The sequence below is a fragment of the Arthrobacter sp. S41 genome, from assembly GCF_004320535.1.
Lineage (GTDB): Bacteria > Actinomycetota > Actinomycetes > Actinomycetales > Micrococcaceae > Glutamicibacter.
Window position 1 is genome coordinate 1,324,834 of sequence record NZ_SIHY01000001.1, and the last position, 24,665, is coordinate 1,349,498.

General features: G+C 55.5%; 18 protein-coding genes. 1 reads left to right on the forward strand and 17 read right to left on the reverse strand.

What is annotated here, in order from left to right; genetic code table 11:
* Nucleotides 1-41 precede the first annotated feature (41 nt).
* The 13 genes from rpsS to EYR88_RS06145 form a co-directional block, all read right to left on the reverse strand.
* Nucleotides 42-323, reverse strand: a complete 282-nt coding sequence (gene rpsS / locus EYR88_RS06085; protein ID WP_013349684.1) for a 30S ribosomal protein S19 — start codon at nucleotides 321-323, stop codon at nucleotides 42-44.
* Between the two features lie 12 nt (nucleotides 324-335).
* A complete protein-coding gene (rplB, locus tag EYR88_RS06090; RefSeq protein ID WP_131088786.1) occupies nucleotides 336-1,175 on the reverse strand; it encodes a 50S ribosomal protein L2 in 840 nt (279 codons plus the stop codon).
* A 32-nt stretch (nucleotides 1,176-1,207) separates the two neighbouring features.
* Nucleotides 1,208-1,510, reverse strand: a complete 303-nt coding sequence (gene rplW, locus EYR88_RS06095) for a 50S ribosomal protein L23 (RefSeq protein WP_131088787.1) — start codon at nucleotides 1,508-1,510, stop codon at nucleotides 1,208-1,210.
* Nucleotides 1,507-2,109 (reverse strand): 50S ribosomal protein L4, encoded by a 603-nt coding sequence (gene rplD, locus EYR88_RS06100; protein WP_131088788.1) that lies wholly within the window; start codon nucleotides 2,107-2,109, stop codon nucleotides 1,507-1,509. Before rplD ends, rplW begins: the two co-directional genes overlap by 4 nt.
* A gap of 4 nt (nucleotides 2,110-2,113) precedes the next feature.
* A complete protein-coding gene (gene rplC / locus EYR88_RS06105) occupies nucleotides 2,114-2,764 on the reverse strand; it encodes a 50S ribosomal protein L3 (RefSeq protein WP_131088789.1) in 651 nt (216 codons plus the stop codon).
* A 20-nt stretch (nucleotides 2,765-2,784) separates the two neighbouring features.
* A complete protein-coding gene (gene rpsJ, locus EYR88_RS06110; protein ID WP_013349689.1) occupies nucleotides 2,785-3,093 on the reverse strand; it encodes a 30S ribosomal protein S10 in 309 nt (102 codons plus the stop codon).
* A gap of 434 nt (nucleotides 3,094-3,527) precedes the next feature.
* Nucleotides 3,528-7,286 (reverse strand): hypothetical protein, encoded by a 3,759-nt coding sequence (locus tag EYR88_RS06115; protein ID WP_131088790.1) that lies wholly within the window; start codon nucleotides 7,284-7,286, stop codon nucleotides 3,528-3,530.
* A 159-nt stretch (nucleotides 7,287-7,445) separates the two neighbouring features.
* Complete coding sequence (tuf, locus tag EYR88_RS06120) at nucleotides 7,446-8,636, reverse strand: elongation factor Tu (protein WP_131088791.1); 1,191 nt, start codon at nucleotides 8,634-8,636, stop codon at nucleotides 7,446-7,448.
* Nucleotides 8,637-8,876: 240 nt separating this feature from the next.
* Nucleotides 8,877-10,991, reverse strand: coding sequence for an elongation factor G (fusA, locus tag EYR88_RS06125; protein WP_131088792.1), 2,115 nt, complete (start codon nucleotides 10,989-10,991; stop codon nucleotides 8,877-8,879).
* A gap of 69 nt (nucleotides 10,992-11,060) precedes the next feature.
* Nucleotides 11,061-11,531, reverse strand: a complete 471-nt coding sequence (gene rpsG, locus EYR88_RS06130; RefSeq protein ID WP_096283700.1) for a 30S ribosomal protein S7 — start codon at nucleotides 11,529-11,531, stop codon at nucleotides 11,061-11,063.
* Nucleotides 11,531-11,905, reverse strand: a complete 375-nt coding sequence (gene rpsL, locus EYR88_RS06135) for a 30S ribosomal protein S12 (RefSeq protein WP_047119685.1) — start codon at nucleotides 11,903-11,905, stop codon at nucleotides 11,531-11,533. The genes rpsG and rpsL overlap by 1 nt, the downstream gene beginning before the upstream one ends.
* A gap of 689 nt (nucleotides 11,906-12,594) precedes the next feature.
* Nucleotides 12,595-16,485: a DNA-directed RNA polymerase subunit beta' gene (locus EYR88_RS06140; protein ID WP_131088793.1), complete on the reverse strand. Its 3,891-nt coding sequence runs from the start codon at nucleotides 16,483-16,485 to the stop codon at nucleotides 12,595-12,597.
* Nucleotides 16,486-16,583: 98 nt separating this feature from the next.
* Nucleotides 16,584-20,090 carry a DNA-directed RNA polymerase subunit beta gene (locus EYR88_RS06145; RefSeq protein WP_131088794.1) on the reverse strand — a complete coding sequence of 1,169 codons (3,507 nt, stop codon included), beginning with the start codon at nucleotides 20,088-20,090 and terminating at the stop codon, nucleotides 16,584-16,586.
* A 744-nt stretch (nucleotides 20,091-20,834) separates the two neighbouring features.
* Here EYR88_RS06145 and EYR88_RS06150 point away from each other — a divergent pair.
* Entirely contained in the window at nucleotides 20,835-21,332 is a 498-nt protein-coding gene (locus tag EYR88_RS06150; protein WP_131088795.1) for a YbaK/EbsC family protein, read from the forward strand.
* Here EYR88_RS06150 and EYR88_RS06155 read toward each other — a convergent pair.
* The 4 genes from EYR88_RS06155 to rplA all read right to left on the reverse strand — a co-directional run bounded on the left by EYR88_RS06155 (nucleotide 21,286) and on the right by rplA (nucleotide 24,630).
* Complete coding sequence (locus tag EYR88_RS06155) at nucleotides 21,286-22,455, reverse strand: acyltransferase (RefSeq protein WP_131088796.1); 1,170 nt, start codon at nucleotides 22,453-22,455, stop codon at nucleotides 21,286-21,288. The genes EYR88_RS06150 and EYR88_RS06155 overlap by 47 nt on opposite strands.
* Nucleotides 22,456-22,603: 148 nt before the next feature.
* Nucleotides 22,604-22,978 (reverse strand): 50S ribosomal protein L7/L12, encoded by a 375-nt coding sequence (gene rplL / locus EYR88_RS06160; RefSeq protein ID WP_131088797.1) that lies wholly within the window; start codon nucleotides 22,976-22,978, stop codon nucleotides 22,604-22,606.
* Between the two features lie 72 nt (nucleotides 22,979-23,050).
* On the reverse strand, nucleotides 23,051-23,572 hold the full coding sequence (gene rplJ / locus EYR88_RS06165; RefSeq protein ID WP_131088798.1) for a 50S ribosomal protein L10: 522 nt from the start codon (nucleotides 23,570-23,572) through the stop codon (nucleotides 23,051-23,053).
* A gap of 353 nt (nucleotides 23,573-23,925) precedes the next feature.
* Nucleotides 23,926-24,630, reverse strand: a complete 705-nt coding sequence (gene rplA, locus EYR88_RS06170) for a 50S ribosomal protein L1 (protein ID WP_131088799.1) — start codon at nucleotides 24,628-24,630, stop codon at nucleotides 23,926-23,928.
* Nucleotides 24,631-24,665: the final 35 nt, after the last annotated feature.

Below are 24,665 nucleotides of genomic sequence, written 5' to 3' on the forward strand. Positions count from 1 at the left end.
TATCGAAGAAGTGCTAAGCGATACTAGATCCCTTGCGGGGCCTAGCGGCGCTTGCCCTTCTTGTCGTCCTTCACGTGGCCACGGAACGTACGGGTTGGAGCAAACTCTCCGAGCTTGTGACCAACCATAGATTCGGTAACGAACACAGGAATGTGCTTGCGACCGTCATGTACGGCGATGGTGTGTCCCAGCATGTCCGGGATGATCATCGAACGGCGGGACCACGTCTTGATGACGTTCTTGGTGCCCTTATCGTTTTCAGCAACGACCTTTAGGAACAGGTGCTGATCGACGAAGGGGCCTTTCTTCAGGCTGCGTGGCATGTTTCCAGGCTCCTATCGCTTGTTCTTGCCGGTCTTGCGACGACGCACAATGAGCTTGTCGCTTTCCTTATTCGGACGACGGGTGCGTCCTTCACGCTTACCGTTAGGGTTGACCGGGTGACGACCACCGGAGGTCTTACCTTCACCACCACCGTGTGGGTGGTCAACTGGGTTCATGACAACGCCACGAACGGTTGGGCGTACGCCCTTCCAGCGCATACGGCCGGCCTTACCCCAGTTGATGTTGATCTGCTCAGCGTTACCAACTTCGCCGATGGTTGCGCGGCAGCGCACATCAACGTTGCGGATTTCGCCTGAAGGCAAACGCAGCTGAGCGAAGCGACCCTCACGGGCAACCAGCTGAATCGAAGCACCAGCGGAACGAGCCATCTTAGCGCCGCCACCTGGACGAAGCTCCACAGCGTGAATCACGGTACCAACCGGGATGTTACGCAGTGGCAGGTTGTTACCTGGCTTGATGTCGGCTTCTACGCCGGCTTCAATTGGGTCACCCTGCTTGAGGTTGTTCGGTGCAATGATGTAGCGCTTGGCGCCATCTGCGTAGTGGAGCAGTGCGATACGTGCAGTACGGTTTGGGTCGTACTCAATGTGAGCGACCTTTGCCGGAATGCCGTCCTTATCGTGACGACGGAAGTCGATAACACGGTAAGCGCGCTTGTGTCCGCCACCCTTGTGTCGGGTGGTGATCTTACCGGAGTTGTTACGGCCGCCAGTCTTGGTGAGCGGACGAACCAGCGACTTTTCCGGAGTCGATCGGGTGATTTCTGCGAAGTCGGCTACCGACGAGCCGCGAAGGCCCGGGGTAGTCGGCTTGTACTTACGAATTCCCATTTATTTTAATTCCTCGTTAAAGTGGTCTCCGCTTAGGAAAGCGGACCGCCGAAGATGTCAATCGAGCCTTCCTTCAGGGTGATGATGGCACGCTTGGTACTCTTGCGTGCACCCCACCCGAAGCGGGTGCGCTTGCGCTTACCGACTCGGTTGATGGTGTTTACAGAATCAACTTTGACGTTGAAGATAGCTTCAACGGCGTACTTGATTTCCGTCTTATTTGAGCTAGGTGCCACCTCGAAGGTGTACTGACCTTGATCGATCAGACCGTAGCTCTTTTCCGAAACGACTGGTGCGATGACCACGTCGTGTGGAGCCTTTGAGAACGCGCTCACTTGGCTTCCTCCTTCTGGACCAGGGCATCGAAGGCAGCCTTGGTGAAGACTACGTCATCCGAAACCAGAACATCGTAGGTGTTCAGCTGGTCGACGTACAGAACATGCACAGCGTCGAGGTTGCGAACCGAAAGGGCTGCAACATCGTTGGCACGATCGATGACGACAAGCAGGTTCTTGCGCTCGGTGAGTGAACGCAAGGTAGCCAGAGCATCCTTGGTCGATGGGGTTTCCCCTGCAACCAAGTTCTCAATCACGTGAACGCGATCGAAGCGTGCGCGATCAGACAAAGCGCCGCGCAGTGCAGCAGCCTTCATCTTCTTCGGGGTACGCTGCGAGTAATCACGTGGGGTTGGACCGTGGACAATGCCACCGCCGGTCATGTGTGGAGCACGGATCGAACCCTGACGGGCGCGGCCGGTACCCTTCTGCTTGAACGGCTTGCGACCTGCACCCGAAACCTCGGAGCGGTCCTTGGTCTTGTGGGTACCCTGGCGGGCAGCAGCAAGCTGTGCAACGACAACCTGGTGCAGCAGCGGGACGTTGGTCTGTACGTCGAAGATCTCTGCAGGCAGTTCGACGTTAAGTGCCTTAGTCATTTACTTATGCTCCCTTCACGGCGTTGCGTACGAGAACGACGCGGCCGCGGGCGCCTGGAACGGCACCCTTGATCAGCAGGAGGTTCTTCTCAGCGTCGATAGCGTGAATGGTCAGGTTCTGAGTGGTAACACGCTCAGCACCCATACGACCAGCCATCTTCTGTCCACGGAAAACGCGACCTGGGGTCGATGCGCCGCCGATGGAACCTGGCTTACGGTGGTTCTTGTGAGCACCGTGCGATGCGCCAACACCATGGAAGTTGTGGCGCTTCATAACGCCGGCGAAGCCCTTACCCTTAGAGGTACCTACGACGTCGACCTTCTGGCCGGCTTCGAAGAGCTCTACGGAAAGTTCCTGACCAGCGGTGTACTCGGCAGCGTCTGCGGTGCGCAGTTCTACCAGGTGACGACGTGGGGTTACGCCTGCAGCCTCGAAGTGACCAGCCAGTGGCTTGGTGACCTTGCGAGGATCGATCTGGCCGTAGCCGATCTGAACTGCGGTGTAGCCATCGCGCTCAGCGTTGATGAGCTTGGTGACAACGTTGCTATCAGCCTGCACGACGGTGACAGGAATCAGGTTGTTGTTCGAATCCCAAACCTGGGTCATGCCGAGCTTCGTGCCCAACAGGCCCTTGAAATTACGGGTTGCGGTCATAGTTTTCTCGCCACCTCCCCTTAAAGCTTGATTTCGATGTTGACATCCGCTGGCAGGTCGAGACGCATCAGCGAATCAACAGCCTTCGGGGTCGGATCAACGATGTCGATCAGACGCTTGTGCGTGCGCATTTCGAAGTGCTCACGGCTGTCCTTGTACTTGTGTGGCGAACGGATAACGCAGTACACGTTCTTCTCCGTTGGCAGCGGCACTGGGCCGACTACGGTTGCGCCTGCGCGCGTGACCGTCTCAACGATCTTCCGGGCCGAAACGTCAATGACCTCGTGGTCATACGACTTCAGCCGGATGCGGATTTTCTGTCCCGCCATGGCGTCATGCCTCTTTCTGTTAGCACTATCTAAAATTTCTGTGCCTATATACGGGTTCTTGCGAACCGGCACGCCTTACGCTGCGACTGAATCCGAATAAATCCGGGTTCCTCACCCGCAGGTGGCTCCGACCCCCGAACTCGGGCGTGTCGTGAAATTTTCAGTCACGACAAAGCCGCAAAGTTCTCACTTTATCGAGGGCCTTATAGTTTGAAGCAGTTGTATTGATCCCGAACCACAGGCATTATCCTGTGTGAGAGCCAATCCCGGTTGTTCAAACCAGATCCGATTACCCCAACAAAGAGGATCGGGTTGCAATCAAGCAACTTATCTAGTCTGACAGGTCGGCAACGATCGCGCAAATCTTTTGTAGCCTTTTAGCCCCGTGATCTTGACCTCACCGCGCCTAAGAGACTGCATTAGACACTGCACTTTTACTCTTCGGGATCTTTGACAGTTGGATCTTGCCGCACATCGTCTTCTTGCGCAGCTCGCATCCATGGCAACCCTGTCTGTGTCGGAGCCGCACCTGCTGGTTGTTGCGGCGGCGCAGTTGGCTCCGGCATTGACGGATTATTGGCCTTATCAACCTTCACCAATTTGAAGACCGCAGCAACAATCAGGCCCAAGCCAATGATGACTAACCAGAGGAAGGCCAGCTCGCGCAGGAACCACAGCACCGCAACCGTCATGGCGATGGCGCCCCACCAGATCAACAACTTATCCCCTTGTTTCAGGCTCCAGGCTACTAGGGCAGCGAAGAAGATCAAGGCCAAGATCTGTACCACAGGATTGGCGTCCATCAAGGAGAAGATCAAGCTGAGGCTGGCGGCTGTCGCTGCAGAAATCAGATAGATGCGTTCAAGCTGGCGGTCCACGCGCAGATTCCGCCAGATCACCAAGACCACGGCGATGGCGCACAGGTAGAGGCACACGGTGCTGGCCTGCGGCACAGACTCTAGGAATGCGTAGCTACTCAGGCCCAGCAGGGCCGCGAGCACAAAGAGTGCGTCCGGCATATAGGGGCGGAACTTCTCGGGTAGTTCAAAAATGTAGGTAGCTGTTGCCACCGCAAGAATGAGGGCCGCTCCCCCAATAACGCTGAAAGCGCCGTCGGTTTTACTATGCGCAATGAGTCCGGCACTAAATCCAGCCACCATCATCTGCGCGAAGTACAACCGCGCTGCCCCACCCACCGCGTTGTCACTACGGTAGTTTGCTTCAGGATAGGCAGGTACGGGCTGAGCCCACCGTCCATGCGCGGTAGCCAATAGGTAGAAGACCAGCGCGACAGCTAGCAAAACCCAAACACGATCCATGGCTTCTAAAGCGTTGGCACCTGAACGATCGCGCAACAGCTTCACCGCACGAATACCGAGGTACGTGATGGTCACACCTGCAGCAATCGCGTACCAAGCACTGCGACGAGTCACAACGAACAGCACCAACACCACAGCCACCAGCAACAGGGCCAGTACTTCGAACCAGGTGCCCAACTGCCACAGCGCAACTGTCATGGCCGGAACGAAGATCCCCACACCGGTAGCTATCGAGAAGTTCTTCTTGGTGCGCAGACGCCATTCGGCCAAGGTAGCCACAAGGACAAGTAGCAACAAGAGCACACTGGCAACATCCTTGGTCCACCACGAAGAGCGGATCCAACCGGTGTTCTGTCCCAAAGCCATTGCTGGAATACAGACCAAGAGGGTTACACCCAAGATTGTCGGCAACATATAGAGCTGCCGAGCAACTGCTAGCTGATGTTGGGCCCAATAGGCGGTTGCCCCGTGTACGGCCCAAAGTAGTGCAGCAAGTAGCAGCGCGCCTCGATCCGGGTCCGGCACACCATACATGTAGACAAACAGGCTGACCGGTTCAAGGATGAGTAAACCGGTGGCAATCCATTGAAGTTCTTGAGACAGAACCTTCGTCTTCAGTGCGTTGCGTACCAGGCGTAGCAACTGCGGAACAACTAGCGAGAGCAGTAGCAGCGCGTAGCGTCCGTGGATATCAAACTGGTGAACGTCAACGAACCACCAAACCATGGTGCTAAAGAGCACCTGGGAGAAGGTAGCGTTGCGAATTTTCCATGACAGGCGTTGCTCTTGGCGCAAGCTGAGCAGGAAGAAGAGAAGCCCAATGGTTCCGACCACCAGGGCTAGGTACCAGTTCGCTCGGTTGAAGCTGAGTGAGTAGGTCAGCAACAGCATCAGGCTTGCCGCACCTCGAATCGAATCGTTGAGACGCGTCTGCTGGGCAGTCTTGCCCGCAAGCCACCAGCCGGATACTGCGGTGACCATGGCGGTCAGCAGCAAAATAGTGGTAAACCAGCTCACAGAAGAGATACCAACAAGTTGCGCCTGCGCCTCATGTGATACTCCGGTGATACGCCAGGCAACCAAGGTCATTGCCACCACCAGTGCCGAACCGCCCAGACGGATCAACCGGTGCGAATCGTCCTTGACGCTAGGCTCGCCACGCGTTGTGGCGAATGTGGCCAGAACCCAGTAGCCCAACGCAACGAGCGTAAGTCCAACACCCACCGACAACATGAGAGCTAGATCCGAACGCTTGCCAGTGGTTTCCCACAACGTTCCGCCCAGTGCACCACCCAAACTAAGCAGCAGCACCCAGCGAGCGTAGCTCCGCAGCACATTCCAGCCATGGTGGGAACTGCTGCGTATCACCGAGAGCGCGAGAATGCCCAGGGCCAGGCTTGGCAACGGACGCCAGAAATGCTCCGCGAGATCGAGGATAGGTATCAGCGCAAATCCCGGCAACGCGAGGGTTTCAACCCTCGAACGTTTCATCACGCCAAAGATTGTGGCAGTCATCAACAGTGGGATGGCGACGTAACTGATCCAGCCTGTAGTTCCTTCAGTACCAGTGAGGAAGTAGGACAGTGCGGCGGCGACGAGTGCCAGTGCCCATAGTGCTCCACGTTCATAACGCACGTGAGTCGCGCTGATGCCTAGTCGTTGACGGTAGGAAGCTACATAACGAAGTACCAGCACACCTTGAATGACTAGTGCTACAGCTACAGTGATAGCCGCGACCGAACCGGTAAATCCTGCATAGTCGCAGGCAGCGACCAGCATGAGCATGAAGCTCAGCCGGGCAGCATACAACCGATACAGCCGGAATTGGCTGAGCAGTTTAACGCTGAGCAGTAGCTGTCCGGTGAGCAGGAAGAAGATCCATAGGTAGTCTCTGCTCGAAAGTTCCGGCAGCAGCACCAGTGCCAACAGTCCTACCAGCGCAGGCAGTAGTTGGGCTGTGCTCGAAAGAGCCGTGTAGAACGCGGAGTTGCGCACACGGTCACTGAAGACAGCCAACAAGAGCAGGAGCACCGACAGCGCCAAGAGGAACAGTAGGTAGTAAAGCATTCCGCGCTGCAACATCGCAGCTCCAGCCATGGAGGTGCTGACCAGAATGAGTACGGCTACCCATGCCAAGACTCGAGACTTGAATCTAATCGTTGCGTAGCCAACCGCCAGTGTCGAGATTGCAGAGAAGACAAACCAGATCACCGGGCCGGGCACATCGAGGGTGTTGTAGGTAGCGATGCCACCCAGTGGCAGCAGCGCCATGCCGGTACCGGCAAAGGCAGCGCCTGCCGGCTTCAATGACGATTTGAATGCGTGAGTGAGCAGTCCACCAACGTAGAACACTGTAGCCAGTAAGAACAGACCAACCAGCTTGAGTACTGGGGGCAAGGCGAAGCTGAGGAATAGTGCGCCAGCGGCAACGATCATCAGGGCGGCTACATACAAGGTGATATTGATATTGCGCAGTTCGCGCTCACGCTTGGTTAGTACCTTGACCGGTTTGGCTACAACAATGGGGCCAGCGGGAATCTTCTCTTGTGGTCTTGCGCCGATGGGCTGCCGTGTCAGATACGGCTGGCCTACCCCGGGAGCTACTGGCTGCGCATAGGAAGTATTGGTTGGTGGGGATAGCTGCGGAGTTGATCCATACAGCGGGGCCACGGCAGTACCTGGCGGCGCCTGCCCTTGATCAGCAAGAGTTGAGTTGCGCAGAAATTCTTGGGCCGCTTCATAGCCTTGTTGCCAGGCTTCGCGCAGTTGCGCGGAGCCGACGTTGTCTTCTTCGGCTTTACTGCGTCCACGCTTTTGCCCAAGAACGAAGGCTAGAACGATGAGCAAAATCGCCAACAACGTTGAACCGACCATTATCGCCACTCCCCTAGTGATGATCCATTATGCTCACCAATTACACCAGCTTATTGAAATAATCGCTAGCGCAAAACCTTGGGGACACAAAAATCCCCCAGCACCGTAACAGTGCTGGGGGATTTCTCAGATCCGAGGATCTAAATCATCAAGTAGAGACTACTTGGTGATTGCGGTGACCTTGCCCGAACCAACGGTGCGGCCGCCTTCACGAATAGCGAAGCCGAGGCCTTCCTCCATAGCGATTGGCTGAATCAGCTCAACCGACATTTCGGTGTTGTCGCCAGGCATAACCATTTCGGTACCCTCTGGAAGAGTGATAACGCCGGTTACGTCGGTGGTGCGGAAGTAGAACTGCGGACGGTAGTTCGAGTAGAACGGGTTGTGACGTCCGCCTTCGTCCTTCGACAGGATGTAGACGTTTGCATCGAAGTTGGTGTGTGGGGTGATCGAGCCTGGAGCTACGATAACCTGGCCACGCTCAACATCGTCGCGCTTCAGACCGCGAAGCAGCAGGCCACAGTTCTCGCCAGCCCATGCTTCGTCAAGCTGCTTGTGGAACATCTCGATACCGGTAACGGTGGTCTTCTGCACTGGGCGGATACCAACGATCTCAACTTCCGAGTTGAGAGCAAGGGTGCCACGCTCGGCGCGACCGGTTACTACGGTACCGCGACCGGTGATGGTGAAGACGTCCTCGATAGGCATCAAGAATGGCTTGTCACGGTCACGTACTGGATCTGGGATGTAGCTGTCAACAGCGTCCATCAGTTCCTCAACAGCTGCAACCCACTTCTCGTCGCCTTCCAGAGCCTTCAGGCCGGAAACGCGTACAACTGGTGCGTCGTCGCCATCGAAGCCCTGGGAGGAAAGAAGTTCGCGAACTTCCATCTCCACGAGCTCGAGAAGCTCTTCGTCATCAACCATGTCCGACTTGTTCAGTGCAACCATCAAGGTTGGAACACCAACCTGGCGGGCCAGCAGAACGTGCTCGCGGGTCTGAGCCATTGGACCATCGGTAGCAGCAACCACGAGGATTGCGCCGTCCATCTGAGCAGCACCGGTGATCATGTTCTTGACATAGTCAGCGTGGCCTGGAGCGTCAACGTGTGCGTAGTGACGCTTCTCGGTCTGGTACTCGATGTGCGAGATATTGATAGTAATACCGCGCTGGCGCTCTTCTGGAGCCGAGTCGATGTTAGCGAAGTCGCGCTTTTCGTTCAGGTCTGGGTACTTGTCAGCCAGAACCTTGGAGATAGCTGCCGTCAGAGTGGTCTTACCGTGGTCAACGTGACCGATGGTACCAATGTTGACGTGCGGCTTGTTGCGCTCGAACTTTGCCTTTGCCACAAGTTCCTCCTAGAAACATTTACAGAAGACTTTTTTCGTCTGCGCGGTTCGCAAACGAACTTCAATTAGTCTACTGGGGGCGTGGATAATTATGGAAATTTCGGTCCTCTGCGGGCCCTGCATGTGATGCAAATCCCTCGTTGGCCGTTTGCGGGGCCGGCCTCAATGGCGTTGAAACCGGCTCCGCGATCGGCCACTTCCCCACATGGGGGTCACGGCCAAGTTTGGTTCCGAAGCGAATTATTCGCCGCGGGACTTCTGAACGATCTCGTCGGCAACTGCCTTCGGGACCTCAGAGTAGCTGTCGAAGGTCATCGAGTAAACTGCACGACCCTGAGTCTTGGAACGCAGGTCACCAATGTAACCGAACATTTCAGACAGTGGGACGCCAGCCTTGATGACCTTGACGCCTGCAGCGTCGGACATCTCGGTGATCGAACCACGGCGGGAGTTGAGGTCGCCGATAACGTCGCCCATGTACTCTTCCGGGGTACGAACTTCAACGCTCATCAGTGGTTCAAGCAATACAGGGTTAGCGCGGCGTGCGCCTTCCTTGAATACCTGTGAACCAGCGATCTTGAACGCCATTTCCGAGGAGTCAACATCGTGGTATGCACCATCGATGAGGGTAGCCTTCACACCAACCAGTGGGTAGCCAGCCAGGATGCCGTACTGCATTGCTTCCTGGATGCCCTGGTCCACGGATGGGATGTATTCACGAGGAACACGGCCGCCGGTGACGCCATTCTTGAACTCGTAGGTTACGCCGTCAACAACTTCCAGAGGCTCGAACGAGACCTGGACCTTTGCGAACTGACCCGAACCACCGGTCTGCTTCTTGTGGGTGAAGTCAACCTTCTCCACAGCCTTCTTGATGGTTTCGCGGTATGCAACCTGTGGCTTACCAACGTTTGCTTCCACGCGGAATTCGCGCTTCATGCGGTCAACCAAGATGTCGAGGTGAAGCTCGCCCATGCCGCCGATTTCGGTCTGGCCGGTGTCTTCGTTCAACGAAACGGTGAAGGTTGGATCTTCTGCAGACAGCTTCTGAATAGCGGTCGACAGCTTTTCCTGGTCACCCTTGGTCTTTGGTTCGATAGCAACGAAGATCACTGGAGCTGGGAAGCTCATCGACTCAAGAACGATTGGGTTTGCTGGATCACAAAGGGTATCACCGGTGGTGGTATCCTTCAGGCCGATCACTGCGTAGATGTGACCTGCGTGGATCTCGTCAACCGGATTCTCCTTGTTGGAGTGCATCTGGAAGAGCTTGCCAACGCGTTCCTTCTTCTGCTTGGTGGAGTTCAGCAGCTGTGCGCCGGCCTCGACCTTACCGGAGTAAACGCGGATGAAGTTGAGCTGACCGAAGAATGGGTGAGCAGCAATCTTGAAAGCCAGTGCCGAGAACGGTGCGTCCTCAGAAGGCTCGCGAGTGAGCTCGATTTCTTCGTTCTTTGGATCGTGACCAACGGTTGCGCCAACATCCATTGGGTTTGGCAGGAAGTCAATCACAGCGTCGAGCATTGGCTGCACGCCGCGGTTCTTGAAGGCCGAACCACAGTAGACCGGGTAGATCTCCGAGTTGATAACCATCTTACGAATGCCGGCCTTGAGCTCATCAATGCTGATCTCTTCGCCTTCAAGGAACTTCTCCATGAGCTCATCCGAGCCCTCAGCGACGTCCTCTACCAGCTTTGCGCGGTATTCCTCAGCCTTTTCCTGCAGTTCAGCAGGAATTTCGCGAGTTTCGTAAGCTGCACCCATGGTGACATCGCCCTTGGCGTCGCCTTCCCAAACGAATGCCTTCATGGTCATCAAGTCGACCACGCCGGTGAAATCGTTCTCGGAACCGATTGGAAGCTGCATAACCAATGGCTTTGCACCCAAACGCTTGATGATGGTGTCTACGGTGAAGTAGAAGTCAGCACCCAGCTTATCCATCTTGTTCACGAAGCAGATACGTGGAACGTTGTACTTGTCAGCCTGACGCCATACGGTCTCAGACTGAGGCTCAACGCCTTCCTTGCCATCGAACACGGCAACGGCGCCATCGAGCACGCGAAGCGAGCGCTCCACCTCAACGGTGAAGTCAACGTGGCCAGGGGTGTCGATGATGTTGATCTGGTTCTTGTTCCAGAAGCAAGTAACGGCCGCGGAGGTAATGGTGATACCGCGTTCCTTTTCCTGCTCCATCCAGTCGGTGGTCGACGCACCATCGTGGGTCTCACCGAGCTTGTGGTTCACACCCGTGTAGAAAAGGATGCGCTCAGTAGTAGTGGTCTTACCGGCATCGATGTGGGCCATGATGCCGATATTGCGGACCTTGTTCAGGTCAGTAAGCACGTCCTGTGCCACGTTGTCTCCCTAAAAGGTGAGGCCGGAGTTGCTGGGCATCGGTTGATGCCCAGCTCATCCGAACAGTTCTTACCAGCGGTAGTGTGCGAAGGCCTTGTTAGACTCGGCCATCTTGTGAGTGTCTTCGCGACGCTTCACAGCGGCACCCAGACCGTTCGATGCATCCAAGATCTCGTTCATCAAACGTTCGATCATGGTTTTCTCGCGGCGAGCCTTCGAGTAGCCAACCAACCAGCGCAAAGCTAGTGCGGTTGCGCGTCCTGGCTTAACCTCAACAGGAACCTGGTAGGTCGCGCCACCGACGCGGCGTGAACGAACCTCAAGGGCTGGGCGGATGTTATCCATAGCCTTCTTGAGAGTCGTAACAGCGTCAGTACCGGACTTTGCAGCGGCACCTTCGAGTGCACCGTAAACAATGCGCTCTGCAGTGGACTTCTTGCCATCTACGAGAACCTTGTTGATCAGCTGGGTGACCAATGGGGATTCGAAGACTGGATCAGAAACTAGTGGGCGCTTTGGCGCCGGACCCTTACGAGGCATTACTTACCATCCTTCTTTGCACCGTAGCGGGAACGAGCCTGCTTACGATCCTTAACACCCTGGGTATCCAGAGCACCACGTACAATCTTGTAACGAACACCTGGAAGGTCCTTTACACGACCACCGCGAACGAGCACGATGGAGTGTTCCTGCAGGTTGTGTCCGACACCAGGAATGTAAGCGGTAACTTCGATACCACCGGCAAGGCGCACACGTGCGACCTTACGCAGAGCCGAGTTAGGCTTCTTCGGGGTGGTGGTGTACACACGGGTGCATACGCCACGGCGCATTGGGTTGCCCTTTAGGGCAGGGGCCTTGGTCTTGACGACCTTAGGCGAGCGGCCCTTACGGACCAGCTGCTGAATAGTAGGCACTTTCGTGTCCTTCCATTGTCTAAGTTTGTCGGCACCACGTCATAAGCACTGTTGCCTAGAAGAGTTTCGGTGCTTGGTTCATGGAGCTAGCTGCTTGCTTTACCGCTCAACTAGAATCTAAAAGTCCCTAGGCGTGCGAAAGTGTGGCATTCGTTGCGCAACCTACCCGCAACCCGGACTGAGTCCATTTTGCCACACATAAAACAATTGATTTCAGTCTAGCATTAATCCGCTGTCCCACCATGTCCAGTAACCGAGATCACCCGTGACCACCGGTTAGTCCATGGAGCAACAAGGAAGATACCAACATTCCCTTGACTCAAATTCAGGCTAACAAGTAGCCCTGAATAACAGCTGAACAGCGGTAGACACACACGTGGCGACAGACTGAATCTCTAGGAACGGCACCGAAACCCCGGATTGGCGCGGATCCCTGCGGAGATCAGTGATTCTAGTTGAATATTCAACCAGTAGTATTCACAACTAGTTTCTGTTTTCTTTCAGCAAGTCTGGCCCATCAGCAGCTAAGTCCTCCACTCCCCCAATCGCCTACGCTGCTGTAGGCGCAAACGTATCTGCAGGCTCACATCCAGCCGCATCAGGATTGCCTTGTTAAACGCCCAACGCCTGCCCACTTTTTCAAGTGGGCAGGCGTTGGGTCAACTACCTAGCGGTGTCGTTCTTCCGGTTTAGCGGAAATCCGATCCGTGGTCGTAGTCGTCCATCGAGATGGCACGGAATTCAGGCGAAAGCCCACCTTCCAGTGCATCGTCGTACAGACCCGAGGAGAAGGCCGAGGTACCGGTGAACAAAGTTGCCTTTGCTTCGTCGGTGGGCTCAACGTTGACCTGGGTGTAGCGATCCAGACCGGTACCGGCCGGGATCAGCTTACCGATGATCACGTTTTCCTTCAGACCGCGCAGTGGATCTTCCTTACCTTCCATCGCAGCCTGAGTCAGAACGCGGGTGGTTTCCTGGAAGGAAGCAGCCGACAGCCATGAATCGGTGGCAAGCGATGCCTTGGTAATACCCATCATCTCGTCACGGCCGGCAGCTGGACGCTGACCTTCCGAAACGGCCTTGCGGTTCGCAGCGGTGAAGCGTGAACGGTCAGCCAACTCGCCTGGCAGCAAGTCGGTTTCGCCGGACTCGATCACGGTGACGCGACGCAGCATCTGGCGGACGATAACTTCCACGTGCTTATCGTGGATGCCTACACCCTGGGACTGGTACACGTCCTGAACCTCACGGACCAGGAACTTCTGTGCTTCACGTGGGCCGAGGACTCGAAGAACCTGCTTCGGATCCAAGGTACCGGAAGTGAGCTGAGTACCGGCAACGATGTTCTGGCCATCTTCAACCAACAGGCGAGCACGACGCAGAACCGGGTAGGCCTGCTTCTCATCGCCGTTGTCTGGAGTAACCACAACGCGCAGCTGCTTCTCGTCGTCCTCGATCGATACACGACCGGTGACCTCGGACATCGGAGCCACACCCTTAGGGGTACGAGCTTCGAACAATTCCTGAATACGAGGCAGACCCTGGGTGATATCGTCAGCCGATGCCACACCACCGGTGTGGAAGGTACGCATGGTCAGCTGGGTACCAGGCTCACCGATGGACTGTGCAGCGATAATGCCAACAGCCTCACCAATGTCCACGGTCTTGCCGCTGGCCAGCGAACGGCCGTAGCACAGTGCACAGGTTCCAACAGCCGAATCGCAAGTCAGTACGGAGCGAACGCGGATTTCGTCCACGCCTGCGCTGTACAACTCGTCGATCAGTACGTCGCCTACGTCCGAACCGGCGGTAGCCAATACGGTGCCTTCAGCGTTCTTCACGTCTGCAGCCAACGTACGGGTGTAAGCCGAGTTCTCTACGGTTTCGTGCTTGACGCGGATGCCAGCTGAGCTATCAGCAATGGCAACGGTCAAACCGCGCTTGGTACCGCAGTCCTCTTCGCGGACGATAACGTCCTGCGAAACGTCAACCAGACGACGGGTCAAGTAACCCGAGTTTGCGGTCTTCAGTGCGGTATCAGCCAGACCCTTACGGGCACCGTGAGTTGCAATGAAGTACTCCAAAACCGACAGGCCTTCACGGTAGGAAGACTTAATCGGGCGAGGAATAATTTCACCCTTAGGGTTAGACACCAGACCACGAATACCGGCAATCTGACGCAATTGCAGGTAGTTACCACGAGCCTTGGAAGTCACCATTCGGTTAATGGTGTTCAACTCTTCCATGCCGTTCTTCATGGCCTCAGCAACCTCATCGGTAGCCTTGGTCCAAATGTCGATCAGGTCCTGACGACGTTCGGTATCTGCAATCAGACCCTTGTCGTAAGAAGCCTGAACCTTGGCGGCCTTTTCCTCGTAAGGTGCGAGGATGGCTGCCTTGTCCATGTTGGAGGTAATGTCCGAGATAGCAACGGTAACGCCAGAGCGGGTAGCCCAGTAGAAACCAGCATCCTTGAGGTTATCCAAGGTAGCTGCTGCGATGACCTTAGGATAGCGCTCTGCCAGATCGTTAACGATCTCCGAGAGTGCATCCTTGCCGGCTACGCGAGCAACCCATGGGTAATCCGCAGGCAGGGTGTCGTTGAACAGAACCTGACCCAGCGAGGTCTCCAACAGTGCATCGGTACCTGGCTCCCAACCTTCTGGAGCAGGCTGCTCTTCAGAAGGAACGAAGTCTGGAACGCGAACGCGGATTGGTGCGTTCAGGTGCAGCTCGCCACGATCCTTGGCCATGATGGCCTCGGAGATGGTGGCGAACACACGACCGGCGCCAACTTCGTCAGCACGCTTGGTGGTCAAGTGGTGCAGACCGATGATCATATCCTGCGAAGGCAATGCCACTGGACGGCCATCGGAAGGCTTCAAGATGTTGTGCGAGGACAGCATCAAGATGCGTGCTTCAGCCTGAGCTTCTGGGCTCAATGGCAGGTGAACTGCCATCTGGTCACCGTCGAAGTCAGCGTTGAATGCGCCACAAACCAATGGGTGCAGCTGCAGTGCCTTACCTTCAACCAGCTGTGGTTCGAAGGCCTGGATACCCAAACGGTGCAGGGTTGGTGCACGGTTAAGCAATACCGGGTGCTCGGTGATGATCTCTTCAAGAACATCCCAAACCTGTGGACGGTAACGCTCGACCATACGCTTAGCCGACTTGATGTTCTGTGCGTGGTTGAGGTCAACCAGGCGCTTCATCACGAAAGGCTTGAAAAGCTCCAGAGCCATCTGCTTAGGCAGACCACACTGGTGCAGCTTCAGCTGTGGACCAACAACGATAACCGAACGGCCCGAGTAGTCAACGCGCTTACCCAGAAGGTTCTGACGGAAACGACCCTGCTTACCCTTGAGCATGTCGCTCAGGGACTTCAGTGGACGGTTACCTGGACCGGTGACCGGACGGCCACGACGGCCGTTGTCGAACAATGAGTCAACAGCTTCCTGCATCATGCGCTTTTCGTTATTCACGATGATCTCAGGTGCACCAAGATCAAGCAGACGCTTCAGGCGGTTGTTGCGGTTGATCACACGACGGTAAAGGTCGTTGAGGTCCGAGGTCGCAAAGCGGCCACCGTCAAGCTGAACCATTGGGCGCAGCTCTGGTGGGATCACTGGAACAGCGTCAAGCACCATGCCACGTGGCGAGTTGCCATTGGCGAGGAATGCGTTAACAACCTTCAGTCGCTTCAGTGCACGAGCCTTCTTCTGGCCCTTGCCGTTTTCGATGATGGTCTTCAGCTCTTCAGCTTCACCGGCGAGGTCGAAGTTTTCCAGACGCTTCTGGATAGCTTCGGCACCCATGGAGCCTTCGAAGAACAGTCCGTACTTTTCACGCATGGTGCGGTACAGGCCTTCGTCACCCTCAAGGTCAGCGACCTTCAAGGACTTGAAGCGATCCCATACTGCACGCAGGCGCTCAGACTCAGCCTTGGCACGCTTGTCGATCTGCAGAACAGTCTTCTCGGCCAGGGTGCGAGCCTTGTTCAGCTCGGCGTTCTTCGCGCCTTCGCCTTCCAGGCGCTCAAGCTCTGCTTCCAAGTCAGCTGCAACAGCCTTCTTGTCAGCTTCGGCGTTGTTTGCCAGGTTGCGCAGTTCCAGATCGTGCTGGGCCTGCAGGTTAGGCATTTCGGCGTGACGACGGTCTTCGTTCACAGCGGTGATCATGTAAGCAGCGAAGTAGATGACCTTTTCGAGGTCCTTCGGAGCCAGATCAAGCAGGTAGCCCAAGCGCGATGGAACGCCCTTGAAGTACCAGATGTGGGTCACTGGAGCAGCAAGCTCGATGTGGCCCATGCGTTCACGACGAACGTTCGCACGGGTCACCTCAACGCCACAACGCTCACAGATGATGCCCTTGAAGCGCACGCGCTTGTACTTACCGCAGTAGCATTCCCAGTCACGGGAAGGACCGAAGATCTTTTCGCAGAAAAGACCGTCCTTCTCCGGCTTCAGGGTGCGGTAGTTAATGGTTTCCGGCTTCTTAACCTCGCCGTAGCTCCATCCACGGATTTCATCCGCGGTGGCAAGGTTGATTCGCATGAGGCCGAATGAGGAATCGTTGGACATATGGTCCTTTTCTCTCTTCTATGGTGTCTGAAGTCGATACGAATGAGGGTTGAATTTTCGGCCGCTGCCTGCGGGTTTAGCGCAGGCAGGGCGTCAAATTAAACTTCCTCTACGGAGTTCGGCTCCGACCGGGAAAGGTCGATGCCTAGCTCTTCAGCGGCGCGGAACGATTCCTCGTCCGACTCACGCATTTCGATAGTGTTGCCGTCGGTACCAAGTACCTCAACGTTCAAGCACAGCGACTGCATTTCCTTGATGAGCACCTTGAACGATTCTGGAACACCTGGCTCTGGAACGTTCTCGCCCTTGACGATTGCTTCGTAGACCTTAACGCGGCCGTGGATATCATCCGACTTGATGGTCAGGATTTCCTGCAGCGTGTAAGCGGCACCGTAAGCTTCCAGTGCCCAAACTTCCATCTCACCGAAGCGCTGGCCACCGAACTGGGCCTTACCACCCAGTGGCTGCTGGGTGATCATGGAGTATGGACCGGTGGAACGGGCGTGAATCTTGTCGTCCACCAAGTGGTGAAGCTTCAAGATGTACATGTAACCAACGGAAACTGGATCTGGCAACGGATCGCCGGAGCGACCGTCAAACAGCTTGGCCTTACCGGAGTTACCAATCAGGCGCACACCGTCACGGGTCTTGCTGGTCGAATCCAGGATTCCGCGGATTTCTTCTTCCGAAGCACCATCGAAGACCGGGGTCGACACAGTAGTGGACTCAGACTCACGTGGCAGGTTAGGCAGATCGCGAACCCATGCAGGCTCGCCCTCGATCTTCCAACCCTGCTTAGCAGCCCAACCCAGGTGGATTTCCATAACCTGACCGACGTTCATACGGCCTGGCACACCCAGTGGGTTCAGGATGATATCCAGTGGAGTACCGTCCTCAAGGAATGGCATATCCTCCAGTGGCAGGATGCGGGAAATGACACCCTTGTTACCGTGACGACCAGCGAGCTTGTCACCGATCGAGATCTTGCGCTTCTGAGCAACGTATACGCGGACCAGCTGGTTGACACCAGGGGAAAGGTCATCGTCGTTGTCGCGGTCGAAGATGCGAACACCAATGACGGTGCCGGACTCGCCGTGTGGAACCTTCAGGGAAGTATCGCGAACTTCGCGGGACTTCTCACCGAAGATGGCACGCAGCAAACGCTCTTCTGGGGTCAGCTCGGTTTCACCCTTAGGGGTGACACGGCCTACCAGTACGTCGCCAGCTTCAACTTCAGCACCGATGTAGACGATGCCGCGGTCATCAAGCTGGGAAAGGATATCTTCCGAGACATTCGGGATGTCGCGGGTGATTTCCTCGGCACCAAGCTTGGTGTCGCGAGCGTCAACTTCATGCTCTTCGATGTGAATCGAGGTGAGCACATCGTCAAAGATCATGCGCTGGGAGAGGATGATCGCATCCTCGTAGTTGTAACCTTCCCAAGACATGAATGCCACAAGCAAGTTCTTACCCAGGGACAGCTCACCGGAGTCGGTGGACGGACCGTCAGCGATGATCGATTGGAATTCCAGACGATCGCCTTCGGAAACGCGCACACGCTGGTTGTAAGCGTTGCCCTGGTTAGAGCGAGCGAACTTCATGATTGGGTACATCGACTCGGTGCCGTCATCGTTCATGACAACAACCAGGTCAGCAGAAACCTCGGTGACCACACCTGGCTTGGATGCAACAACGGAGTCGCCGGCGTCAACTGCCGCGAACTTCTCCATACCGGTACCAACCAGTGGACGCTCGGACTTCAGCAGCGGCACAGCCTGGCGCTGCATGTTAGCGCCCATCAGTGCTCGGTTAGCATCGTCGTGCTCGAGGAATGGAATCAGTGCGGTTGCAACCGAAACCATCTGGCGAGGCGAAACGTCCATGAAGGTAACTTCAGCGGCGTCGACGATAACAGGCTCGCCGCCACCACCCTTTTCACGAACCAAAACGGTCTCTTCAGCGAAGCGTCCGTTTTCGTCCAGTGGAGCGTTAGCCTGAGCGATGTAGTGCTGAAGCTCATCGTCTGCAGTCAGGTAGTCAACTTCGTTGGAAACAACGGAGTTGGATACACGACGGTATGGCGTTTCGATGAAACCGAAGGAGTTAATACGGCCGTAGGTTGCCAACGAACCGATCAGACCAATGTTTGGACCTTCGGGAGTTTCAATTGGGCACATACGTCCGTAGTGGGACGGGTGAACGTCTCGAACTTCCATGCCTGCGCGGTCACGGGACAGACCACCTGGGCCCAGAGCCGACAAGCGACGCTTGTGGGTCAGGCCAGCAAGTGGGTTGTTCTGGTCCATGAACTGCGAGAGCTGCGAGGTTCCGAAGAACTCCTTGATTGCAGCAACAACAGGTCGGATGTTGATCAGGGTCTGCGGAGTGATTGCCTCAACGTCCTGGGTGGTCATGCGCTCACGCACAACACGTTCCATACGGGACAAACCGGTGCGGATCTGGTTCTCGATCAATTCGCCAACGGCGCGGATGCGACGGTTGCCGAAGTGGTCGATATCGTCAACGTTAACTGGAACGTTGACGATTTCACCCTTGCGGGTACCTTCAACGGTCTTCTCACCAGCGTGAAGAGCTACGAGGTAGCGGATCATGGCGACAAGGTCATCGAGCGAAAGCACCGATGCGTTCTCAGCGTTAACTGGAGTCTCTACACCGAGCTTGCGGTTGATCTTGTAACGGCCAACCTTGGCCAGATCGTAACGCTTAGGCTCGAAGTACATGTTCTTCAGCAATGCCTGAGCGGCCTCAACCGTAGGAGGCTCGCCTGGACGCAGCTTGCGGTAAATATCGAGCAAGGCTTCGTTCTGATCCTTGATGCTGTCCTTTTCCAAGGTAGCGCGCATCGAATCATACTGGCCGAACTCGGACAGGATCTGCTCTTCGCTCCAGCCCAGTGCCTTAAGCAGCACGGTGACCGACTGCTTACGCTTACGGTCTAGGCGAACACCGATCTGGTCGCGCTTGTCGATTTCCAGCTCGAACCATGCACCACGGGATGGGATGATACGTGCCGAGTAGATCGTCTTGTCACTGGTCTTGTCCGGTGCGGACTCGAAGTACGCACCTGGGGAGCGCACCAGCTGGGACACAACAACACGCTCGGTGCCGTTGATAACGAAGGTGCCCTTTTCGGTCATCAGCGGGAAATCGCCCATGAACACGGTCTGCTGCTTGATTTCGCCGGTTTCATTGTTCATGAATTCAGCCTTGACATACAGCGGTGCCGAGTAAGTGGCGTCGCGGTCCTTGCACTCTGCAATCGAGTACTTAGGATCAGCGAACTCCGGCTCCGAGAAGCTCAAGGACATGGTGTCCTGGAAGTCCTCGATTGGGGAGATTTCCTCGAAGATTTCAGCCAAGCCGGAGACGTTTGGCACGCTGGTGTCACCAGCGGCTTCAGCCTTAGCTAGGCGCTCAACCCAGAACTGATTGCCGACGAGGCGGTCAAAGCTCTCGGTCTGCAATGCCAGCAGGTTAGGCACTTCAAGTGGTTCGTGAATCTTTGCAAAAGAAAGTCGGCCAGCGTATGCAGCATCGCGAGCCGAACTAGCGGTTTGGTTGTTAGGGTTGCTCGAGGCGACCAAGATGGATCCTTCCAAAGACCGTCAGGTTTCCGAACGCTTACCGTGCTAAGGTACCTGCCATAGAACAGTTCCTCTTTTTGGACCGCACAACCCACCGCTATATGAAGGCCGCGCGCGCAAACAGTAAGGCGCAAATTTCTACTCTACCGGAGGGAATTGCGCTTGTCGATACTCGGTGCACAAATCCGTGCTATAGTTTTCGCCGTTGAAATCCCGGCCACCGCAGATCCTCATATTTCTGATGAACCTGACAAACTTACCTTTGGCCCCGCGTCCTTTTCCTAATGCGCATTTGGCCTACTAATTCGGCTATTTCTCGGTAATTTCTCCACGCCCACCCACCATTTTTCTTGGGCCCCAGCTAAGGCAGCGACGCGCGCGGAACTCAAAGTATGCGTTTTGTCACAGGCGCCCAAACATCTCAGCAAACGGACCTTTTGGACCCTTGGTGCACCGCAAATCAACGAGTTTTGGCGTGAGCTAGCAACATTTACTTACGCTCCGCTTTGATAGCGAATATTTCCTGAGGCCCAAGAATTACAACCAGCGTGCAGAGTTAGGTATTCCGCGCGGGTCCATTGGCCCACCTATCCCCCGCGTACAAGACGGCATTTTCAGTCTCTGCCGTTCTTGCCAAACCTGAATGCAACTATCTGAATGTACCAAGGGCATGGCTGCAAGGTTTATGGCATCTTCAAGACCCAATGGTTATGCTCGAGCACACATCGACGGTCAGGAGATCTAATGAATAAGTTGCAATCAGATGAGGCATTGACCCGAGTCGCCTTGGACGCGTCTCGCCGAAACATACCGATCGAGATAGTGCCACGCGAAAAGGTTAACTCTCTGGAGGAGGCCGCCGAAGCGTTGGGGATCAAATCTGGACAGCTACTGAAGTCTCTGGTGATCAAAAAATCGGATGACACGTTTGTCTTTGCTTTGATTCCCGGTGGACGAAAGCTCGATTGGGCGAAGCTGCGCAGTCAGATAGGCGTCAACAAACTCTCGCTGCCACCAGCGGACGTGGCCTGGGACGTCACCCACTACGAAAGTGGGACCATCACACCGTTTGGATCTCATACGGTGTTACCCGTATTTGTTGATTCCAGTGTCTTTGAGGAACCCGAAGCTGAACACATTGGCTTGGGAAGTGGCGACCGCGGTCATGGTCTCTTGGTTAAACCTCGTGATTTTGTTAGCGGATTTGATGCCACGATTGCTGATATTTCGACTCCGGCATAGGGAACGCGGATCGGGTAACGGAGCTCTTGATCCATTCCACCGCTGTGGTCAGCGACTTGGTGGTTGCGCTGCGTAGGGGAAGGCCCAATGGCTTTTCTACAAAGCGCGCCACCAGGTAAGCCCAGAGCAGCATAAGTCCAACAAGTCCAAAGAGCAGCACGTACTTGTTGAAGACCCCGTGAAGTTCTTCGATGATCCACCAACCCCAGAGCTGGTGGAATAGGTAGAGCGGGAAGGTCAGTGAACCGGCTACGGCCATCCACTTTGCACGAACATTCTTTAGTGGAGTCAGGGTGCATAGGGCCAGTACTGCAACACAGAGAACCGCCAGGACTTGGAAATGCCATTCTGGGATTTGTAGCCCAGAGAGATAGTCCGCATCAAAGCTGCCCTTGATACCGGTGAAGAAGGCTGCGATCGCGGTGTCAAAGATCAGCAGCGTCCAACGCATCAGGGTATGTCCGCTTTGGTAGATCAAGAACAGCATCATGCCGGCTGCAAAGAGTGCTGCATACTGACCAGCAAACCAGTCCTGCGCCTTATCCAGATTGGTGAAGTGCAGGTACAAGCCAATGCCTGGCCAGATCGCACAGAGCCACATGATGTGTTTGTTCTTCACAAAACCGAGGGCCAATAGAACACCTAGCAGGATGTAGAACCTCAGCTCCACCCAGAGGGTCCAATACACGCCGTCAAAGTCTTGGATATTAAATGCTGACTGCATCATCGTCAGGTTTGGCACGATGTCGCTGGCTGTACGTCCATCGTTACCTGACGGCCAGATCTTCAGCGACAGCACCGCGGCGGCAAGGACGGCGAACCAATAGGCCGGATAGAGCCGACCAACTCGGGATCCGATAAAACCGATCACGCTCTTGCCCTGTACGGACATGAGAATAACAAAGCCGGAAATGAGGAAGAAGAGCTGTACTCCCAATTGCCCGTAGCGGGTGAATTCAGAGAGTACCGGCCAGAACTCAGCGGACTTGGTCCCCCAGTGATGATGCCCCCATGCCGTGTAGTGGTAGAACACCACGATCAGGGCAGCGGTGAATCGCAACGCATCGAGTAAGCCAAGTCTTGGCGCTGGTGCGTGGGTCCGAGGGGCTAATGAGTTTGACACATATTCAGCCTATGCAATGAACTTGAATAAACGCTGTTAATAGAAACGTTATAAAACAATTGCTACGAAAGTATCAGTTAACGGCTAAGGGGCCCACAGACTTTCGCCTGTGGACCCCTTAGCAATAAGTTGCGAGTGACCGCTGTACTTACTTAACGGTTACGGTTGCGCCAGCAGCCTCGAGGGACTCCTTAGCCTTCTCCGCTGCGTCCTTTGCAACACCCTCAAGCAGAGCCTTTGGAGCTGCGTCTACGAGCTCCTTAGCTTCCTTCAGGCCCAGGGAAGTCAATGCACGAACTTCCTTGATAACTGCGATCTTCTTGTCGCCAGCCGATTCGAGAACAACGTCGAATTCGGTCTGCTCTTCAGCAGCAGCTTCGCCGCCGCCTGCAGGACCTGCAACTGCAACAGCAGCAGCGGTAACGTCGAAGGTCTCTTCGAATTCCTTAACGAACTCGGAAAGCTCGATGATGGTCATTTCCTTGAATGCGGAAAGCAGCTCTTCGTTGCTGAGCTTCGCCATGGTAGGCGTCCTTTCGGTTTTGGCCCGAAGGCCGAATGAATTTGGGATTACGTTGCGAGAGAACTCGAAAGCTTAGGCTTCTGCCGGAGCTTCCTCGGTGGCTGCGCCACCGTTCTCGTCGAGCTTTGCACGCAGTGCTTCGACGGCGCGAGCAGCAGCGGAGGCCGGAGCCTGCAGTACTGCAGCAACGCGAGCCAGCTGGGTTTCGCGGGATTCCAGTGCGGCCAGTGCAGCGATGCCGCTCTGATCCAGCGCCTTACCTTCGAACCAGCCGGTCTTGATGACCAGCTTCTCGTTGGTCTTGGCGAATTCCGTGAGGCTCTTTGCAGCAGCAACAGCATCGCCCTTTACAAAGGCGATAGCGGTTGGGCCGGAAAGCTGCTCATCGAATGCATCGATGCCAGCGTTCTTAGCTGCGATTGCGGTCAAGGTGTTCTTTACAACTGCGTACTTGGTCTCCTGACCAAGAGCGCGGCGAAGTTCCTTGAGCTGTGCAACGGTAAGCCCACGGTATTCGGTCAAGACAGCCGCGGTTGCTTCGTTAAAGTCCGCAGTGATTTCTTCAATCGCTGCAGTCTTGCTCGGGGTTGCCATAACACTCCTTCCGGGGATTTGTTCGGTACCGTTTCAAAACCGGCGAGGCCATAAAAATAGCCCCGCGCAGGAGCACAGGGCAGTTCAACTTATTCAAGTTAAAACAAATCTATGTAACCTGCGTTGGTTGTCCTTTCGGACCTTTAGGAACAAATAGGAAGCCATTTGTTCAACCGACGGTCTTCGGTAGTTCTAGTCTAAAACAGATCACGCAGCCACAGCAAATCGAGCCCGAGCCCAATTGCCATGATCCTGATCACGGATTGCCAAGTACAGCAGTTGAACTGCACTTAAACTTCGAGGGAGCATGCCGACTGATCGGCATGCTCCCTCGAAATCAAAAGCTAAATAGCTTAGGCCTCAACGCGGGTTACGTTCGGGTCAACAGGGATACCTGGACCGAAGGTAGTTGCGAGGGTAGCCTTCGAGATGTAGCGACCCTTGGAAGCCGAAGGCTTCAGGCGCAATACCTCTTCGAGTGCAGCTGCGTAGTTCTCGGTCAGCTGCTTCTGATCGAACGAAACCTTACCAATGATGAAGTGAAGGTTCGAGTGCTTGTCGACGCGGAAGTCGATCTTACCGCCCTTGATGTCGCCAACAGCCTTGGCAACATCCATGGTTACGGTGCCGGTCTTAGGGTTTGGCATCAGGTTACGTGGACCCAGTACCTTACCCAAGCGGCCAACTTTACCCATGAGGTCAGGGGTAGCAACTGCTGCGTCGAAGTCAACCCAGCCGCCCTGGATCTTTTCGATCAGGTCGTCTGAACCAACGAAGTCGGCGCCAGCAGCGCGAGCTGCTTCTGCCTTGTCACCGTTAGCGAAAACAACCACGCGGGCGGTCTTACCGGTGCCGTGTGGAAGGTTTACGGTACCGCGAACCATCTGATCAGCCTTACGTGGGTCTACACCCAAGCGGAAAGCAACCTCAACGGTCGAGTTAGCCTTTTCCCCTGCGGTCTCCTTAGCCAGGGCAATTGCCTCGGCTGGAGCGTAGACATTGTTGTCGGCATCGATCTTAGCCGCGGCGGCTACGTATGCTTTGCTGCGCTTTGCCATCTGCGTTTTCTCCTTATGCAGTCGTGGTCATATGG

Coding starts and splice junctions, on each gene's coding strand:
- rpsJ (WP_013349689.1), bottom strand. CDS start 3,093: ATGGCGGGACAGAAAATCCGCATCCGGCTGAAGTCGTATGACCACGAG.
- rplC (WP_131088789.1), bottom strand. CDS start 2,764: ATGACCGCAACCCGTAATTTCAAGGGCCTGTTGGGCACGAAGCTCGGC.
- rplB (WP_131088786.1), bottom strand. CDS start 1,175: ATGGGAATTCGTAAGTACAAGCCGACTACCCCGGGCCTTCGCGGCTCG.
- rplL (WP_131088797.1), bottom strand. CDS start 22,978: ATGGCGAAGCTCAGCAACGAAGAGCTGCTTTCCGCATTCAAGGAAATG.
- EYR88_RS06115 (WP_131088790.1), bottom strand. CDS start 7,286: ATGGTCGGTTCAACGTTGTTGGCGATTTTGCTCATCGTTCTAGCCTTC.
- rplD (WP_131088788.1), bottom strand. CDS start 2,109: ATGACTAAGGCACTTAACGTCGAACTGCCTGCAGAGATCTTCGACGTA.
- rplA (WP_131088799.1), bottom strand. CDS start 24,630: ATGGCAAAGCGCAGCAAAGCATACGTAGCCGCCGCGGCTAAGATCGAT.
- rplJ (WP_131088798.1), bottom strand. CDS start 23,572: ATGGCAACCCCGAGCAAGACTGCAGCGATTGAAGAAATCACTGCGGAC.
- EYR88_RS06140 (WP_131088793.1), bottom strand. CDS start 16,485: ATGTCCAACGATTCCTCATTCGGCCTCATGCGAATCAACCTTGCCACC.
- rpsS (WP_013349684.1), bottom strand. CDS start 323: ATGCCACGCAGCCTGAAGAAAGGCCCCTTCGTCGATCAGCACCTGTTC.
- EYR88_RS06150 (WP_131088795.1), top strand. CDS start 20,835: ATGAATAAGTTGCAATCAGATGAGGCATTGACCCGAGTCGCCTTGGAC.
- rpsG (WP_096283700.1), bottom strand. CDS start 11,531: ATGCCTCGTAAGGGTCCGGCGCCAAAGCGCCCACTAGTTTCTGATCCA.